General features: G+C 48.3%; 13 protein-coding genes. 10 read left to right on the top strand and 3 right to left on the bottom strand.

Annotated features, from left to right (window positions below; genetic code table 11):
• Positions 1-12 precede the first annotated feature (12 nt).
• Both NQ510_RS11000 and NQ510_RS10995 read right to left on the bottom strand, forming a co-directional pair.
• Positions 13-3,123, bottom strand: coding sequence for an efflux RND transporter permease subunit (locus NQ510_RS11000; RefSeq protein WP_005826654.1), 3,111 nt, complete (start codon positions 3,121-3,123; stop codon positions 13-15).
• A 7-nt stretch (positions 3,124-3,130) separates the two neighbouring features.
• Positions 3,131-4,405, bottom strand: a complete 1,275-nt coding sequence (locus tag NQ510_RS10995) for an efflux RND transporter periplasmic adaptor subunit (RefSeq protein WP_005826657.1) — start codon at positions 4,403-4,405, stop codon at positions 3,131-3,133.
• Positions 4,406-4,708: 303 nt separating this feature from the next.
• Here NQ510_RS10995 and NQ510_RS10990 point away from each other — a divergent pair, with 303 nt between their 5' ends.
• The 3 genes from NQ510_RS10990 to NQ510_RS10980 are packed head-to-tail and all read left to right on the top strand — an operon-like array spanning position 4,709 to position 6,363.
• A complete protein-coding gene (locus tag NQ510_RS10990; RefSeq protein WP_005826660.1) occupies positions 4,709-4,978 on the top strand; it encodes a hypothetical protein in 270 nt (89 codons plus the stop codon).
• A gap of 1 nt (position 4,979) precedes the next feature.
• Entirely contained in the window at positions 4,980-5,534 is a 555-nt protein-coding gene (locus NQ510_RS10985; protein WP_005826663.1) for a 1-acyl-sn-glycerol-3-phosphate acyltransferase, read from the top strand.
• Positions 5,535-5,556: 22 nt separating this feature from the next.
• The gene (locus NQ510_RS10980) at positions 5,557-6,363 is read left to right on the top strand and encodes an amidohydrolase (RefSeq protein ID WP_005826667.1); all 807 of its coding nucleotides are present in this window, start codon (positions 5,557-5,559) and stop codon (positions 6,361-6,363) included.
• Here the strand turns inward: NQ510_RS10980 and NQ510_RS10975 are convergent.
• Positions 6,335-7,036: an SIMPL domain-containing protein gene (locus NQ510_RS10975; protein WP_005826670.1), complete on the bottom strand. Its 702-nt coding sequence runs from the start codon at positions 7,034-7,036 to the stop codon at positions 6,335-6,337. The genes NQ510_RS10980 and NQ510_RS10975 overlap by 29 nt on opposite strands.
• A gap of 497 nt (positions 7,037-7,533) precedes the next feature.
• On the opposite strand from NQ510_RS10975, the gene NQ510_RS10970 reads away from it, so the two are divergent.
• From NQ510_RS10970 to NQ510_RS10940, 7 genes are all read left to right on the top strand, one after another.
• The gene (locus NQ510_RS10970) at positions 7,534-9,525 is read left to right on the top strand and encodes a glucosamine-6-phosphate deaminase (protein ID WP_005826674.1); all 1,992 of its coding nucleotides are present in this window, start codon (positions 7,534-7,536) and stop codon (positions 9,523-9,525) included.
• A 169-nt stretch (positions 9,526-9,694) separates the two neighbouring features.
• On the top strand, positions 9,695-10,573 hold the full coding sequence (locus tag NQ510_RS10965; RefSeq protein WP_005826677.1) for a DUF4886 domain-containing protein: 879 nt from the start codon (positions 9,695-9,697) through the stop codon (positions 10,571-10,573).
• Between the two features lie 148 nt (positions 10,574-10,721).
• Complete coding sequence (locus NQ510_RS10960; RefSeq protein ID WP_005826679.1) at positions 10,722-13,652, top strand: golvesin C-terminal-like domain-containing protein; 2,931 nt, start codon at positions 10,722-10,724, stop codon at positions 13,650-13,652.
• Between the two features lie 116 nt (positions 13,653-13,768).
• A complete protein-coding gene (locus NQ510_RS10955; RefSeq protein WP_005826681.1) occupies positions 13,769-14,083 on the top strand; it encodes a hypothetical protein in 315 nt (104 codons plus the stop codon).
• Positions 14,084-14,302 (top strand): sulfurtransferase TusA family protein, encoded by a 219-nt coding sequence (locus tag NQ510_RS10950; protein WP_005826683.1) that lies wholly within the window; start codon positions 14,084-14,086, stop codon positions 14,300-14,302.
• A complete protein-coding gene (locus NQ510_RS10945) occupies positions 14,299-16,137 on the top strand; it encodes a YgiQ family radical SAM protein (protein ID WP_005826685.1) in 1,839 nt (612 codons plus the stop codon). The genes NQ510_RS10950 and NQ510_RS10945 overlap by 4 nt, the downstream gene beginning before the upstream one ends.
• A gap of 35 nt (positions 16,138-16,172) precedes the next feature.
• Positions 16,173-16,817, top strand: coding sequence for a hypothetical protein (locus NQ510_RS10940; protein WP_005826687.1), 645 nt, complete (start codon positions 16,173-16,175; stop codon positions 16,815-16,817).
• Positions 16,818-16,823: the final 6 nt, after the last annotated feature.

Genomic DNA, 16,823 nt, shown 5'->3' with positions numbered 1-16,823 from the left:
TTGTCTTTAAAATCAGTCTTTCTTAATCTTATGCTGCACTTTGGCTTTTGTCTTGTATACCAGGACAAAGAAGAACGGTACAAGCACAATACCGAATACAATGGCAAATATCATTCCGAAGAAAACACCCGTACCGATGGCCTGACGGCTCGCCGAGCCCGGTCCGCTTGCCAACACCATAGGAAGCATTCCCAATACAAAGGCGAGGGAAGTCATCAGGATAGGCCGGAAACGGAGTTGGGCAGCATGGATGGCAGACTGTATCAAGTCTCCTCCCTTGTCAACCTGCACCTTGGCAAACTCCACAATCAAAATGGCATTCTTTGCCGCAAGCCCCACCAGCATCACCAAGCCGATTTGGAAATAAATATCATTCTCCAATCCGCATATCACAACGCCCAGATAGGCACCCAAAGCGGCAACCGGCAGTGAAAGCAATACAGCGATAGGCACCGTCCAACTTTCATATTGCGCAGCCAAAAAGAGGAATACGAAAAGGAATACCAGCGTAAGCACAAGACCCGTCTGTCCTCCCGCCTTCTTTTCCTGATAGGAAAGGCCACTCCACTCCAGACCGATATTGTCCGGCAAGTGGTTACGTGCAATCTGCTCCATAATCTCCATTGCCTGGCCGGAACTGTAGCCTTGTGCCGCAGAACCGCGGATGACGGCAGTGGTAAACATATTGAAACGCTTGATACTGCCCGGACCGGTGGTATAAGAGGCATTTCCCAAGGAAGTAAGCGGCACCATCACTCCGTCCTTTGCCTTTACAAAGAACAAGTTGATATTGTCCTTATGCTCACGATAAGGAGCCTCGGCCTGGATATACACCTTATATATACGGTTGAACATATTGAAGTCATTCACATATACTGAACCGGTATAGGCCTTCATGGTAGAGAATACATCCGCCAGGGGCACACCCAGCATTTTCACCTTATCACGGTCCACATCAAAATAAAGTTGCGGTATTTCAGACTGCAAGGATGATGAAAGCCCCGTCAGCTCCTTATGCTTCTGGGCATAATACATCAGCGTATCTGCCGCCTGCACCAAGTTGTCAAACGTCGCCTCTCCACGCGCCTCAAGCTGCATTTCGAAACCTCCCGAGGTACCCAATCCCGGAATGACCGGAGGCGTGGAAAGATAGACCTTGCATTCGGGATATTCCTTCAAATCCTTCTCCACATTCTCCATTATCTTATCGATGGAAATCCCCTTACGCTCTTCCCACGGTTTCAGAATAACCGTCAGCTCACTGCGTGCCTGGTTGCTACCCACACGGGGGCTGCTACCCGTCACGTTCTGCACATAGGCCACATAGGGATTCTTCTCCAAGTATTGCACGGCACGGTCGGTCACCACACGGGTTCGCTCCAAAGTAGCACCTTCCGGCAACTCCAACTCTATCTTAAAATAGCCCTGGTCTTCTACCGGCAGGAAGCTGGTAGGCACCAACCGGTGGATAATGAAAATGGCAACCAGTACCAGGCCGAACGCACTCATCAAGCGGCGGGGATTCCTGATGACCCGGTTAATGACAGCCACGTATTTGTGATTGCCCAAGTTCAGCCATTCATTGATTTTGCGGAAAACTATGTTCTTTTTCTTTCCACTGTCGGGCTTCAATATGAGCGAACACATGACGGGACTAAGCGTCAGGGCCACTACCGTAGAAAGCAATACGGAAACGGCGATAGTAATGGTAAACTGACGGTATAACTGTCCGGTGATTCCGCTCAAGAAACTTACCGGCACAAACACGGCACAGAGCACCAACGATGTGGCAATCAAGGCACTTGCCAATCCGTTCATCGCCTTTTTGGTAGCTTCATACGGGCTCAATTTCTCCGTCTCCATAAGATGTTCTACATTCTCCACCACCACAATGGCATCATCCACCACAATACCGATGGCGAGAATCAATCCAAGCAAAGTCAGTATGTTCAGAGAGAAACCGAAAATAAGCATGAAACCGAAGGTACCAATCAGGGAAATAGGTACCGCAACAATCGGTATCACCGTCGCACGCCAACTTTGCAAGGATAGAAATACAACCAGCACCACCAGAATCAGCGCTTCGAACAACGTCTTGTACACTTCGTGAATGGATTCGGAAATATAAGTCGTCATGTCGAAGGGAATCTCATAACTCATCCCCTCAGGGAAATTTGCACTGATTTCCTCCATAGCAGCCTTTACGCTCTTTGCAACTTCCATTGCATTGGCCCCGGGAAGCATATAGATACCGAGAACGGCAGCATTCTCACCGTTGATGCCACTCTCCGTGCTATATGAAGATGCTTCCAATGAAACACGCGCCACATCGCGCAGACGGATAATGGAACCGTTGGCATTGGCACGGACCACAATGTCCTCAAACTGCTTTGCCGAACTTAAGCGTCCCTGGGTAGTGATAGGGATAGTAATGTCGAGTCCCTTCACCGGCTGTTGTCCCAAAACACCCGCAGCAGACTCACGGTTCTGGTCCTTCAGGGCATTCTGCAAATCCTGCACCGTCAGTCCGAAGTTGGCAAGTTTGTCGGGCAACGCCCATATCTGCATGGCATAGTAGCGGCTACCGATGTTGGAAACACGTCCCACACCGGGGATACGGCGCAACAAGTCGAGTACATTGATAGTAGCAAAGTTACTCAAATAAATTTCGTCGAACTTCGGGTCACTGGAAGTCAGACAGATAGTCATCAATTGGCTGGGAGCCTGCTTTTCCACAGAAATACCGTTCTGAATCACTTCGGCTGGCAAACGGCTCTCCGCCAGTTTCACACGGTTCTGTATTTCTACGGCAGCCAAATCCGGGTCGGCAGACACGTCGAAAGTGACCGTAGCTGAAAATCCTCCGGAATTAGAACTGTTGGACTCCATGTACAGCATACCGGGAGTACCGTTTATCTCTTGCTCGATAGGGGTTGCCACCGCCTGCGAAACAGTCAATGCACTGGCTCCCGGATAGGAAGCACTGATTTTCACTACGGGAGGCGTTATCTGCGGATATTGGTCTACCGGCAGCATGGTCAGGCCAATGATACCGACAATTACAATCACAATCGATATCACCGCCGAGAATACCGGGCGGTCTATAAAGAAACTTACTTTCATAACATCATTACTTTGAAGGGTTGTTGTCCTTTGATTTATTCTCAGCCGGAGTAGTCTGCTTCGTTTCGGAAACAACCTGCTTGTTCAGAGAATCACTCGTCTGCTCTTCCTCCTTTTTAGGAACGGCAGCCTGGGCACGTACTTTCATACCCGGAGTCAGCTTGTGGAAACCTTCAGTCACAATTTGTTCTCCGGCAACCAGACCACGCTCAACCACCCAATTGTTGCCAAATTCAGGTCCCAGTTCAATGAAACGCTTTTCAACCGTAGAGTCCCGGCGCATCACAAAAATATATGCACCACCTTTCTCAATGGTAACCGCCTTTTGAGGAACGGCGACAGCACCCTCACGTACATCCAGCAATAGCTTAACCTTTGTAAACTGCCCCGGTAACAACACTTTGTTAGGGTTCGGCATTTCGGCACGCACGGAGAATGTTCCGGTCTGAGGGTCCACCTGAGGTTCGGCAAAATCCACATAGCCCTTATAAGGATAGACGGTATTATCCGCCAAAGTAATCGTAATGTTCGGCTGCCAGGAACGTGTAGAGTCCTGACGCCCTATATCGATATTCCGTTCCTTGCTTTTCAGGTAATCCAATGCCGTCATGCTGAAATCTACCAGAACCGTATCACTTTTCACAACCGTAGCCAGCAAGGACTTGCCTCCCGGTCCGACCAATGTTCCCAAATCCACATTTCTTTCACTGATATGTCCCGATAGCGGAGAACGGACCAACGTATATCCCAATTCCAATTCAGCCTGGTCCAAATCGGCCTGGCTCATCGCTACTGAGGCTTCTGCAGTCTCGTAAGCAGCCTGGGCATTGTCCAAATCCAGCTGGCTGGCAGCGTTCTGCGCATAGAGGGGGCGGATACGCTCCAAATCGCGCTTTGCCTTCAATGCCTGCGCTTCATCCTTCTTTAACTGTGCACGAGCTTTGTCAGCCTTTGCCCTATACTGGTCCTGGTTTATCACAAAAAGTACCTGGTTCTTGGTGACATATGTTCCTTCTGCGAAAAGCATATTCTCCAAATACCCTTCCACACGCGCACGTACCTCTACAAACTGCTGAGCGCGAATACGTCCCACGTACTCGCCATATATCTCCACATCTCCTTTTTCCGCAGATTCCACAATCACGGTAGGAGCTTCCGATTCCACCTTCTTAGGCCAAGTCAGAATAACGTAACCTGCCAACAATACCGCCATGCAGGCAACCATCATCAGCAACCTCTTCTTCTTTAGTTTCAATTCTTTTTTCGTAAAAAACTGTCTCATGCTTGTTTGTATATTAAATTTAACCCTGTTTCTTTCTATTAAAGCAAATCCGATGCCAATCTATCACCATCTCATCCATTACGTCTAACAAACTATATATCAAGCAGAAAAGCAGACGGCAGTTCTTTATTCATGGTGGCATCCTCCATTTTTCCCTGTGGAATGTGTCCACAGTTTGTGGAATAATTCCACAAAACTACTAAATTAAAAACACATAAAAACCCTTTTTTGCTCTACACTAACAAAGAAAAACATTATCTTTACCGAAAATAATTCAGATTATTCATTTTAAACGTAAAGATTATGGCAAGTAGAAAAGAACTAAAGAAGAATATAAACTATATTGCAGGTGAATTGTTCACAGAGTGTCTTGTAAACAGCTTATATGTGCCTGGAACAGACAAACAAAAAGCCGATGAACTGATGGCTGAAATTCTGAAAATGCAAGATGAATTCATAAGCCGCATCAGCCACACCGAGCCAGGAAATGTAAAAGGTTTCTACAAAAAACTTCGTGCTGACTTCAATGCAAAAGTAGACGAAATTATTGACGCAATGGGCAAACTGAAATAAGATGAAGAAAGCCTTTTATAGCTTCATTTATTATCGCCTGCTGGGCTGGAAGACAAACGTGACGGTGCCCGACTACGACAAATGTGTAATTTGTGCGGCACCCCATACTTCCAATTGGGACTTATTTATCGGTAAATTGTTTTATGGTGCCATCGGTCGCAAGACCAGTTTCATGATGAAAAAGGAATGGTTCTTTTTTCCTCTGGGACTGATATTCAAAGCCGTTGGCGGCATTCCGGTGAACCGGGGACGTAAATCTTCCTTAGTGGACCAAATGACCGAAAAGTTTGCAAACAGCAAGCATTTCCACCTGGCTATTACACCGGAAGGAACCCGTAAAGCCAATCCCAACTGGAAGAAAGGTTTTTATTACATAGCACTTAAAGCACAAGTGCCCATCATGCTTATCGGGATTGATTATCCTTCCAAGACCATCTCCTCTACCAAGGCTGTCATGCCTACCGGAGACATCGAAAAGGATATGCGCGAGATAAAACTGTACTTCAAGAACTTTAAAGGAAAAAATCCCGAAAATTTTGATTTAGGAAATATCTAATCAGGTATTAAGCATTAATGCCATGCGAATAAGCATCTTGCAAACAGACATCGTCTGGGAAAATAAACAAGAAAATCTCCGTCGTCTCCGCGAGAAGTTAGAAACTCTTCGTGGAACAACGGAGATTGTTGTTTTACCGGAAACATTCTCCACCGGCTTCAGTATGGACACCGCCAGCTTGGCCGAACCCACAACGGGAGAAACCATCGCAACACTGCGCCAATGGTCCGAAGAGTACCGGCTTGCTCTTGCCGGCAGCTATATTGCCTGCGAAACAGCCTCGGAAGGCAGAAAGCCATCCTACTACAACCGCGCATTCTTCCTTACGCCCGAAGGCAATACTTACTATTACGACAAACGCCACCTCTTCCGGATGGGGCACGAGACAGAACATTTCACCTCCGGTAACCGGCGTCCCATCATCCGATATCGCGGCTGGAACATACTGCTGCTTGTATGCTATGACCTTCGTTTCCCGGTCTGGAGCCGCAATACGAGCAATGAATACGACCTCCTGATTTACGTCGCCAACTGGCCCATTCCCCGCCGGAAAGTCTGGGACATCCTGCTGCAAGCGCGCGCGCTGGAAAACATCAGTTATGTCTGCGGTGTCAACCGTATCGGCAAGGACGGCAGAGACATTCCACACAGCGGAGGCAGTGTGGTCTACTCTCCGAAGGGGGAAGTGCTTGCCACTGTGCCCGACAACGAAGAGGCGATTGCCACCGCCTCCCTCAACCTTTCCTCCCTGCAGGAGTTCAGGCTAAAGTTTCCCGCTTGGAAAGATGCGGACGAGTTCGTTATTTCTTCAAATAATAGTTCACAGTAGTCACTACACGTACGCTTTTTATATAAGGAGTATAGGCATCGCGGTCACTTATGGAGAACTGCCCTTGCGAGGCATTGCGGATTTTCCCCAGTTCACTGTCCGAATCCTTGGCAAACTTCTCGGCTGCAGCACGAGCGTTCTTCGTGGCCTCCTCTATCATTCTGGGCTTCACTTCGTTGAGACCGGTGAATTCATAAGACACATTATATTTATAATCCCCTCCCGTGATGGCAATACCCTGCTTCAAGAGTTCAGCCTGCCCCGACATGAGCTTACGCACCCTATCCACATTCTTGGAAGTGACAGTGATGACAGACGTGGCATTATAACGATAGGCCACGTTGCGGTCAACGTAACGTTCGGCCTGCATATCAATCACTTCGGGCGGTGCAATACTGATTTCCTCCTTCTCAATACCGTTGTTTTCAAGGAAACTCACGACGGCAGCGTTTTTCTTCTCCATATTGGCATAAAGCAGTGCAGGGTCATTACCTATGTCTTTGTAGACAAGAGGCCAGACTACCTTGTCGGCAGGCACTTCCATTTCGGCCAGCCCTTTCACACTGACCACACGGTCCTTATTCACAAAATTGTTGATACCGCCTTTTACCATGATTCCCAACAAAAGCAGCCCCACGGCTATGATGGCTGCTTCTACTTTCCAGCTTTTCATACATTGATATTTTAGAGTTTATAAACACACACAAATATAACAAACCCAAACGACAAAAAGTGCGATGAATGGTCTATTTTTATATGATTATCCTCACTTATACCCCAAACGAACGAGACATTATACAAAATGCACCAAATCCTCTTTTTTAGAGTATTTAATGAAAATACCCAAAAGAAGGAGTACATCTTCTCCAAAAAGTACCTATTTTTGTCCTTCGAAACAATGTCAAAGCGACAACATGATTAATTTAATAATTCTAACCCCTAAATCCTATGTTGACCCAACGTAAAATCCATACTCACGGTGGCGGTTGGCCGTGACTTTATGGAATGACCGAAGACACTTTCCGTACAACCGTCAAAACCCATATGAGATATGGGACGACCAGTATTTCTTAATTAATCTTCAGCAATATGCGGATGAACATTGTTTTTCGTATATTTGTTGATTGAAAGAACAGTTCAATACTTAATCATTTATTAATAATAAATTTTATGAAAACCAATCTAAGCTCTCAAATCACTCTCAACAGAGTCTCCCCCAGGTACTATAGACCTGAGAATGCATTTGAACGGTCGGTATTGACCCGACTGGAAAAAATCCCGACAGATATTTATGAGTCTGCGGAAGAAGGCGCCAACCAGATTGCCCTTGACATTGCACAGTTAATCCGTGACAAGCAAAAGGCGGGACGTTTCTGTGTCTTGGCACTGGCAGGCGGTAACTCTCCGCGCAATGTATATGCAGACTTGGTACGTATGCACCAGGAAGAGGGATTAAGTTTCCGCAACGTAGTCATATTCAACCTCTACGAATATTATCCATTAGCTCCCAATGCCATCAACAGCAACTTCAACGCATTGAAGGAAATGCTGATAGACCATGTGGACATTGACAAACAGAATGTTTTCACCCCCGACAGCACCATCGCCAAAGACGCCATCTTTGAATATTGCCGTCTTTACGAGCAGCGCATTGAAAGTTTCGGTGGCTTAGACATCGCTTTGCTGGGCATTGGCCGTGTAGGTAATATAGGTTTCAATGAACCGGGTTCACGCCTGAACTCTACCACTCGTCTGATATTGCTGGACAACGACTCCCGCAATGAAGCTTCCAAGATGTTCGGTAGCATTGAAAATACCCCCATCAGCTCCATCACCATGGGAGTAGCCACCATCCTCTCGGCAAAGAAAATATATCTGCTGGCATGGGGTGAGGAGAAAGCGCAAAAGGTGAAAGAATGCGTTGAAGGTCCGGTAACAGATACTATCCCTGCATCTTATCTGCAGACTCACAACAATGCACATGTAGCTATCGACTTGTCTGCCGCCGCCAATTTGACGCGTATCCAACGCCCCTGGCTGGTAACCTCCTGCGAATGGAACGACAAGCTCATCCGCAGTGCCATCGTCTGGTTGTGCCAACTCACCGGAAAACCCATTCTGAAACTGACCAACAAGGACTACAACGAAAACGGTCTGAGCGAACTGCTGGCATTGTTCGGCTCAGCCTATAACGTGAACATTAAGATATTCAATGACCTGCAACATACCATCACCGGATGGCCGGGCGGCAAGCCGAATGCTGACGACACCTATCGTCCTGAGCGTGCAAAGCCCTATCCAAAACGTGTGGTCGTATTTTCTCCGCATCCCGATGATGACGTTATCTCCATGGGAGGCACCATCCGTCGTCTGGTAGAGCAGAAACATGACGTGCATGTGGCTTACGAAACTTCCGGTAACATTGCCGTAGGCGATGAAGAAGTTATCCGCTTCCTGCACTTCATCAACGGGTTCAACCAAATCTTCAACAACAGCGAAGACCAGGTCATCAATGACAAATATACTGAAATCCGTAAATACTTGAAGGAGAAGAAAGACGGTGACATGGATACACGCGACATCTTGACCATCAAGGGACTGATTCGCCGTGGCGAGGCACGCACTGCATGTACATACAATAATATCCCTCTGGATCACTGTCATTTCCTTGACCTGCCATTCTACGAAACGGGCAAGATACAGAAGAATCCTATCAGCGAAGCAGACGTGGAAATTGTACGCAACCTATTGCGTGAAGTGAAACCCCATCAGATTTTCGTTGCCGGCGACCTGGCCGACCCGCACGGCACACACCGTGTTTGTACGGACGCCGTATTTGCCGCCATTGACTTGGAAAAAGAAGAAGGTGCCAAATGGTTGAAGGAATGCCGCATCTGGATGTACCGCGGTGCATGGGCCGAATGGGAAATCGAAAACATCGAGATGGCTGTGCCCATCAGCCCGGAAGAACTGCGTGCCAAGCGTAACTCTATCCTGAAGCATCAATCGCAGATGGAAAGCGCACCGTTCCTGGGCAATGACGAACGTCTGTTCTGGCAACGCAGCGAGGACCGTAACCGCGGAACAGCTGCCTTGTATGACAGCCTCGGACTTGCTTCCTATGAGGCGATGGAAGCCTTTGTGGAATACATTCCGCTATAAACGGATAAAATATTAACAATAGGATGAGATGTATTGCTCCGGCAATGCATCTCATTTTTTCATGTCTCAGCCTTCTTATATTCCCAAAGAATATTTGCAGATATAAAAACAATCAAATAATTTTGTTACTTATTTATCGAAACGACAAAACTTAAAAACAAACCCCATTATGAAAAAGTATGCTATCAACATCCTTGTCATTTTATTCCTACTCACACCATTTACATTGTTTGCAAATGGATGCCATGCCAATAACGACACCATCAAAGTATTGGCAATAGGCAACAGCTTTTCACAAGATGCAGTAGAGCAATATTTGCACGAACTGGGAGAAGCTGAAGGTATCACCATGATTATCGGCAATATGTTTATCGGAGGATGTTCACTGGAACGGCACGTACAAAACATACGCAACAACGCTCCGGCCTATGCCTATCGCAAAGTAGAGAAAGACGGGGAAAAAACAGAAACCCGGTCAATGACTATTGAGAAAGCACTGGCCGATGAGAAATGGGACTATATCAGTGTTCAGCAGGCCAGCCCTTTGTCTGGTATCTATGACAGCTACAAAGCTTCCCTACCTGAATTGGTTAACTATATTAGGGAACGAATTGGAAAGGAAACCGTATTAATGATGCACCAGACATGGGCTTATGCTACCAATGCCAACCACACCGGATTCAAAAACTATGACCAGAACCAAATGAAAATGTACACCAGCATTGTGGATGCAGTAAAGAAAGCCGCCAACCTGGTGGGTATCAAGAAAATTATCCCTTCGGGAACCGCCATACAAAATGCACGTACCTCCTTTATCGGCGACCATATGAATAGGGACGGATACCACCTTGACTTAACCATAGGCAGATATACAGCTGCCTGCACATGGTTTGAGGCATTGACCCATCGGAATGTAACAGAAAACCCATATTCTCCCGAAGGAATAGACCCAATCCATAAGAAAGCAGCTCAAATGGCTGCGCACAACGCCATCCTCTATCCGGACAAAGTTACGGAACTGACAGAACTGAAAAAGATTGCCGATTAATGCTTTTTAATTCTTAAGACTTACTTATATGTCTGCAAAATAATAAAAAGAAAGTAACCCGCTCATCAGTGAAGCTTTCTTTTATGTACTTTTGCACGCACCACCGTCTGGTAAAAGCAGATATTGGCAACTTCAATATTTCATCAGTATGAAAAAACTTATCCTAACCGGCATATGGCTCTTGTGTGGATTCCTCCTTCCGGCACAAGAACTAGAGCAGAATGTGGAAGAACGCCTCCAGACATTCTTTAGGGAATACACCACCCATACGGCCAACATCGGTACCTGCAAGCTGGATAGTTTCCGCATTGACTTCCGGAAGAAGAAATTGCTTGTCTATACAAACGAGCGCTTTGCCTACCAGCCTCTACGGCCTGAAACCGTTGATGCCATTTACCGCCATCTGGGACAAATCCTGCCAGGACCGGTGAACTATTTCGACCTCACCGTCTTTGCTGACGGGAAGAGCATCGAAGAGCTTATCCCCAACCTCTACCGGAAAGGGAAGAAAGACAAGGCACGTCTGTTCAGCCACCTGGAATACAAAGGTACCCCCTGGGTAACCCGTACCTCGCGCCCCTACGACATCACCCGCGGACTGGAAGGACGCCACATCGCCCTTTGGCAAAGCCACGGGAAATATTATATCAATGACAAGGACAAATGGGGATGGCAACGCCCGAGGCTGTTCTGCACTACAGAAGACCAGTTCACCCAATCCTTCATCCTGCCCTACCTCCTGCCCATGCTAGAGAATGCAGGAGCCAATGTATTCACTCCCCGCGAAAGGGACACGCAGAAGCAGGAAGTCATCGTAGACAATGACGGTAGCCTGAGCGGACATGGAGGACAAGGTTCCCTTTATCTGGACGTGAAAAGCCGGAAAGCACGTTGGGAACAGACCTTCCGACCCGGATTTGCCCAACGGAAACGAATCTATCAGGACAATGAAAACCCTTTCCTCTCCGGCACGGCACGCTTTGCCAAAACTGAAAAGAAGAAAGACAAGGCTTTTGCCGAATGGGTACCCGATATTCCGGAAACGGGAGAATATGCTGTATACGTATCTTACCAAACACTGCCGGGCAGCGTAAGCGATGCCAAATATCTTGTATTTCACAATGGAGGCGTCACGGAGTTCAAGGTGAACCAGCAAATAGGAGGCGGCACATGGGTGTACCTCGGCACATTCACTTTCGACAAAGGCCGGAATGACTATGGCATGGTGGTATTGAGCAACGAAAGCAAAGAGAAAGGCGTGGTCTGTGCCGATGCCGTCCGCTTTGGAGGAGGCATGGGCAACATTGCCCGCGGAGGACAAACCAGCGGCTTGCCCAGATACCTGGAAGGCGCACGCTACTTTGCCCAATGGGCAGGCATGCCCTATCCCGTCTATGGAGGCTATGAGGGAAAGAATGATATGAACGACGACATCAACGTACGTTCCCGTACAGTGAATTACCTTGCAGGAAAATCACTATTCAACCCGACGGAAGAAGGTTTGGGCATCCCCTTTGAAATGAGTATGGCCCTGCATAGCGATGCCGGTTTCAGTAAGGAAGATGAGATTATAGGCACTCTCGGCATTTATACCACCAACTTCAACAACGGCCGACTGCATGCCGGTACAGACCGCCATGCCTCCCGTGACCTTTCGGACATTCTGCTAACGCAGTTGCAGCGTGATATCCGCTCTACCTTCAACGTAGACTGGACACGCCGCAGCCTATGGAACCGCAACTACAGTGAAACACGCCTGCCCGCCGTCCCTTCCACCATCGTAGAACTGTTGTCGCACCAGAACTTCGCAGATATGCGCTTGGGACATGACCCTAACTTCAAGTTCACCGTCGGGCGTGCGCTCTATAAAGCCATTCTGCAATACATATGCAGCCAGCACGGCAGAGACTACGTTGTCCAACCCCTTCCCGTCAGCCACTTTGCCATCCGCTTCGGTCAAAAGAAGAATACTTTAGAGCTTTCCTGGCAAGGAGAGGAAGACCCGTTGGAGCCGACTGCCAAACCACGTGAATACATTGTATATACACGTATCGGTCGTGGAGGATTTGACAATGGCGTACGCGTCAGCTCCTCATCCCACACCGTAAAAATAGAACCGGGCATCGTCTATTCCTTTAAAGTAACCGCCGTAAACCGGGGTGGCGAAAGCTTCCCTTCGGAAATTCTTGCCGCCTACAAGGCAAAGCGTGAAAAAGGACAGATACTTATCGTCAACGGATTCGACCGCATCAGCGGGCCTGCCGTTATAGACACCCCCGATGCGGCAGGCTTCGACTTGTCACAAGATCCCGGCGTACCCTATCTCTATGACATCTCCCTCTGCGGCGCCCAGCAGAATTTTAGCCGGAAGGAAGCAGGACGACGTCTGGGAGAGAGCAGTGACGAATACGAAGGCATGAAAATCATCGGAAACACTTTCGATTACCCCTTCGTACATGGCAAAGCCATCCAGGCAGCCGGAAATTACAGCTTCGTCTCATGCAGCGACGAGGCTGTGGAAAAGGGCATCCTCTCATTAGAGGATTATCCGATAGTGGACTATATCCTCGGACTTGAGAAAGAAGACAATTCCAGCAATCCGGCACGCAATACCTACTACAAAACATTCTCCTCGCCCATGCAGCGCATACTGACTTCCTATTGCCAGTCGGGAGGTCATCTCCTGGTCAGCGGTGCCTATGTAGGCAGCGATATGGACAGCTCGCAGGGCAATAAAGAATTTATTCAGAATATCTTGAAGTACCGGCATGGCAACTCTCTGAAAACAGACGGGGACAAAATCGCTGTCCGGGGACTGGGGCATACCTTCACCCTTCCCCGCCTGCCGAATGAGCAAAGCTATCCGGTCACTTCCCCTGATTGCATCCTGCCCATGTCTCCCGCTTTTCCAGTCATGACCTATGCCATCGGCAACACACCCGCCGCCGTAGCCTATCAAGGCAGTGATTATCGCACTTTTGTCATGGGATTCCCTTTTGAAAGCATCCGGGAAGAAACATCCAGAAATGTAATTATGGCATCCATACTCCGCTTTCTCACCACAGATTACACAGATTAACACAGACAAAATAGCAATCCCTATAAATAATCTGTGAAAATCTGTGTAATCTGTAGTGAAAAAACTATCTTTGCTTCCATTAATCATTAAACATTAACCACTAAACATTAAACATCATGTACACTATACAAGCCAACCCCAGCGGAACCCGTAGTTTAGAAGTTTCTGAAGAGAATCTTGCCACCATCGAGAAATACGGCCTCTTCCGCCATCTCATCGACAGCAACGGTATTGTGGACGAAACCGTGCTCGACAAGTTGAAACTGAACATCCGCTCCCTCATCGCCGCGCAAGAGGAAGACAGCAAAGACCTGCTCGACCTCTGTATCGACGTTATCTATCACAACAACATGAAGGCCTTCGGACTACAACAGCTCATCAAGCTCTATCTGCAATGGCTTTCCCAACAAGACACCATAGAAGAAGAATAAATGAAAACCATCGACACCTGCGGACAACAGCATTACAGCCCTTTAATCCCTGCCATCAAGGCCATGTGCGAGGCCGGAAAAGGCGAGAAGCTGGAAATCATCATGGACGACGCTGCTGCCTTCAATGACATGAAAGAGTATCTTTCCGAACAGCAGATAGGCTTCCGTGAGATTTACGACGGAGAACGGATGACATTACAGTTTTTAATGTGCAAATGAAAGAATATCGCCTTACAGACTGGCTTCCTACTACCAAGAAAGAAGTGGAACTACGTGGTTGGGACGAATTGGATGTAATACTTTTCAGCGGTGACGCCTACGTGGATCACCCTTCTTTTGGAGCCGCTGTCATAGGCCGCATCCTCGAAGCAGAAGGATTGCGCGTAGCCATCATCCCCCAACCCAACTGGCGCGACGACTTGCGCGACTTCAAAAAACTGGGACGTCCCCGTCTGTTCTTCGGCATCAGTCCCGGCTGTATGGATTCGATGGTCAACAAATATACTGCCAACAAACGCTTGCGCAGTGATGACGCCTATACCCCGGATGCACGTCCGGATATGCGTCCGGAGTACCCTTCCATTGTATATACCCAGATATTAAAGAAGCTATTCCCCGATGTCCCCGTCGTACTGGGCGGCATCGAGGCAAGCATGCGCCGCCTGACGCACTATGACTATTGGCAGGACCGTGTACGCCCCAGCATCCTCCTCGACAGCGGAGCCGACTCACTCATCTACGGTATGGGAGAGAAACCGGTGGTGGAACTTGCGGAAAGGCTGAAACGCCAACAGACACAGATGGACGCCCCAAGCTTCAAAAAGCTCATCGCCGATATTCCCCAAATGGTTTACCTTGACAAGGAAGTAGTGGTACAAGAAGGGGATATCACCCTCTTTTCCCATGAAGAATGTCTGAAAGATAAAAAGAAAGAAGCTGCCAACTTCCGTCATATCGAGGAGGAAAGTAACAAATATACAGCATCCCGCATCTTGCAAAAGAGCGGCAAGCTGACGGTAGTAGTCAATCCTCCCTATCCCCCTTTGACGGAAGCTGAACTCGACCGTTCTTTCGACTTGCCATACACGCGCCTGCCCCATCCCAAATACAAGGGAAAACGTATTCCGGCATACGACATGATAAAGTTCTCCGTCAACCTGCATCGCGGATGTTTCGGAGGATGTGCCTTCTGCACCATCTCCGCACACCAGGGCAAATTCATCGTAAGCCGCAGCAAGGAGAGCATTCTGAAAGAGGTGAAAGCCATCACGGAGCTGCCAGACTTCAAGGGTTATTTGAGCGATTTGGGAGGCCCGTCGGCCAATATGTACCGCATGAAGGGACGGGATGAGGCCGTCTGCAGGAAATGCAAACGCCCGTCGTGCATCTACCCCAAGGTATGCCCCAACCTGAATACGGACCACCGTCCGCTGCTCGACATCTATCATGCCGTAGATGCCCTGCCCGGCATCAAGAAGTCCTTCATTGGCAGCGGTGTACGCTATGACCTGCTGCTGCACCAGAGCAAGGACCCGAACACTAACAAAAGTACGCAGGAATATACCCGCGAGCTCATTGCCCGCCATGTCAGCGGTCGCCTGAAGGTAGCACCGGAGCATACGTCAGACCGCGTGCTCAACATCATGCGCAAGCCTCCGTTCAGCCAGTTCGGTGAGTTTAAGAAGATATTCGACAGGATTAACCATGAAGAAGGACTACGCCAGCAGCTTATTCCTTATTTCATCAGCAGCCATCCCGGATGCAAGGAGGAAGATATGGCGGAACTTGCCGTCATCACCAAGCGACTGGACTTCCATCTGGAGCAAGTGCAAGACTTTACCCCTACTCCCATGACCGTTGCCACCGAAGCATGGTACACGGGCTTCCATCCTTATACGCTGGAACCGGTATTCAGTGCCAAAACGCAGCGCGAGAAACTGGCTCAACGCCAATTCTTCTTCTGGTACAAACCCGAAGAGCGCAGGAACATCATAAACGAACTGCGCCGGATAGGACGGACGGATTTGATAGACAAGCTATACGGGAAACGATAAAAATACGATATTTCCAAGAAACTCACAGCAACTGCATGAAACGATTCCTCCTCCTCTGCCTATCCCTACTCCCCATCGGAGCGACAGGTCTGCTGGCACAAAGCGAATGCCTGCCGCAAAATTACAGTATCATCTTCGGTGGCGGTGTATCCTTACCTCATGTAGAGGGAAACCGTAACGACTTCTTCAGCAAGAATGGCAACCGGGTGGGATATGACCTGATGACAGAAGGCCGCTACTACATCACGCCCCTATTTGCCGCAGGACTTCAATATGACTATCTACGCATGGCACGCCTGCCGGATAAGGCACATCTGCACTGCATACGCCCCAACATCACATACCGGCCCTTGTGGAGCAACGGGAATCAAGGACTGTTCCTCTCGTTCGGCATCGGGTATATGAACTATCAGGAACGGACATATAAACGCGGTGAACGGAACGGACACCTTTTCCATAAAGGATATTGTGGAATAACTTTCGCAGCAGGCTATGAGTTCCGCATCAGCCGTAAACTCTCGGGTATGATTCGCTGTGATTTCCTGACAGCAGACTGGTTTGCCAACCCCGATGCACGACTTTATAACACAGACGGGTATGATGACGGAGTAGACCATAGCTGGTTCAAAAACAACATCACTTTCTTCAATTTGGGATTCGCCTTGCAGTTCGGACGTTAGTGGCAG

The sequence above is a fragment of the Bacteroides uniformis genome (assembly GCF_025147485.1).
Classification (GTDB): domain Bacteria; phylum Bacteroidota; class Bacteroidia; order Bacteroidales; family Bacteroidaceae; genus Bacteroides; species Bacteroides uniformis.
This window is presented reverse-complemented; position numbering and strand designations above follow the sequence as displayed.

What these genes read in the sequence shown, in the direction of transcription:
- NQ510_RS10950 (WP_005826683.1), top strand. Translation starts at nt 14,084, where the DNA reads ATGAAAACCATCGACACCTGCGGACAACAGCATTACAGCCCTTTAATC.
- NQ510_RS10985 (WP_005826663.1), top strand. Translation starts at nt 4,980, where the DNA reads ATGAAGAAAGCCTTTTATAGCTTCATTTATTATCGCCTGCTGGGCTGG.
- NQ510_RS10990 (WP_005826660.1), top strand. Translation starts at nt 4,709, where the DNA reads ATGGCAAGTAGAAAAGAACTAAAGAAGAATATAAACTATATTGCAGGT.
- NQ510_RS10955 (WP_005826681.1), top strand. Translation starts at nt 13,769, where the DNA reads ATGTACACTATACAAGCCAACCCCAGCGGAACCCGTAGTTTAGAAGTT.
- NQ510_RS10945 (WP_005826685.1), top strand. Translation starts at nt 14,299, where the DNA reads ATGAAAGAATATCGCCTTACAGACTGGCTTCCTACTACCAAGAAAGAA.
- NQ510_RS10995 (WP_005826657.1), bottom strand. Translation starts at nt 4,405, where the DNA reads ATGAGACAGTTTTTTACGAAAAAAGAATTGAAACTAAAGAAGAAGAGG.
- NQ510_RS10960 (WP_005826679.1), top strand. Translation starts at nt 10,722, where the DNA reads ATGAAAAAACTTATCCTAACCGGCATATGGCTCTTGTGTGGATTCCTC.
- NQ510_RS10965 (WP_005826677.1), top strand. Translation starts at nt 9,695, where the DNA reads ATGAAAAAGTATGCTATCAACATCCTTGTCATTTTATTCCTACTCACA.
- NQ510_RS10980 (WP_005826667.1), top strand. Translation starts at nt 5,557, where the DNA reads ATGCGAATAAGCATCTTGCAAACAGACATCGTCTGGGAAAATAAACAA.
- NQ510_RS10975 (WP_005826670.1), bottom strand. Translation starts at nt 7,036, where the DNA reads ATGAAAAGCTGGAAAGTAGAAGCAGCCATCATAGCCGTGGGGCTGCTT.
- NQ510_RS10970 (WP_005826674.1), top strand. Translation starts at nt 7,534, where the DNA reads ATGAAAACCAATCTAAGCTCTCAAATCACTCTCAACAGAGTCTCCCCC.
- NQ510_RS11000 (WP_005826654.1), bottom strand. Translation starts at nt 3,123, where the DNA reads ATGAAAGTAAGTTTCTTTATAGACCGCCCGGTATTCTCGGCGGTGATA.
- NQ510_RS10940 (WP_005826687.1), top strand. Translation starts at nt 16,173, where the DNA reads ATGAAACGATTCCTCCTCCTCTGCCTATCCCTACTCCCCATCGGAGCG.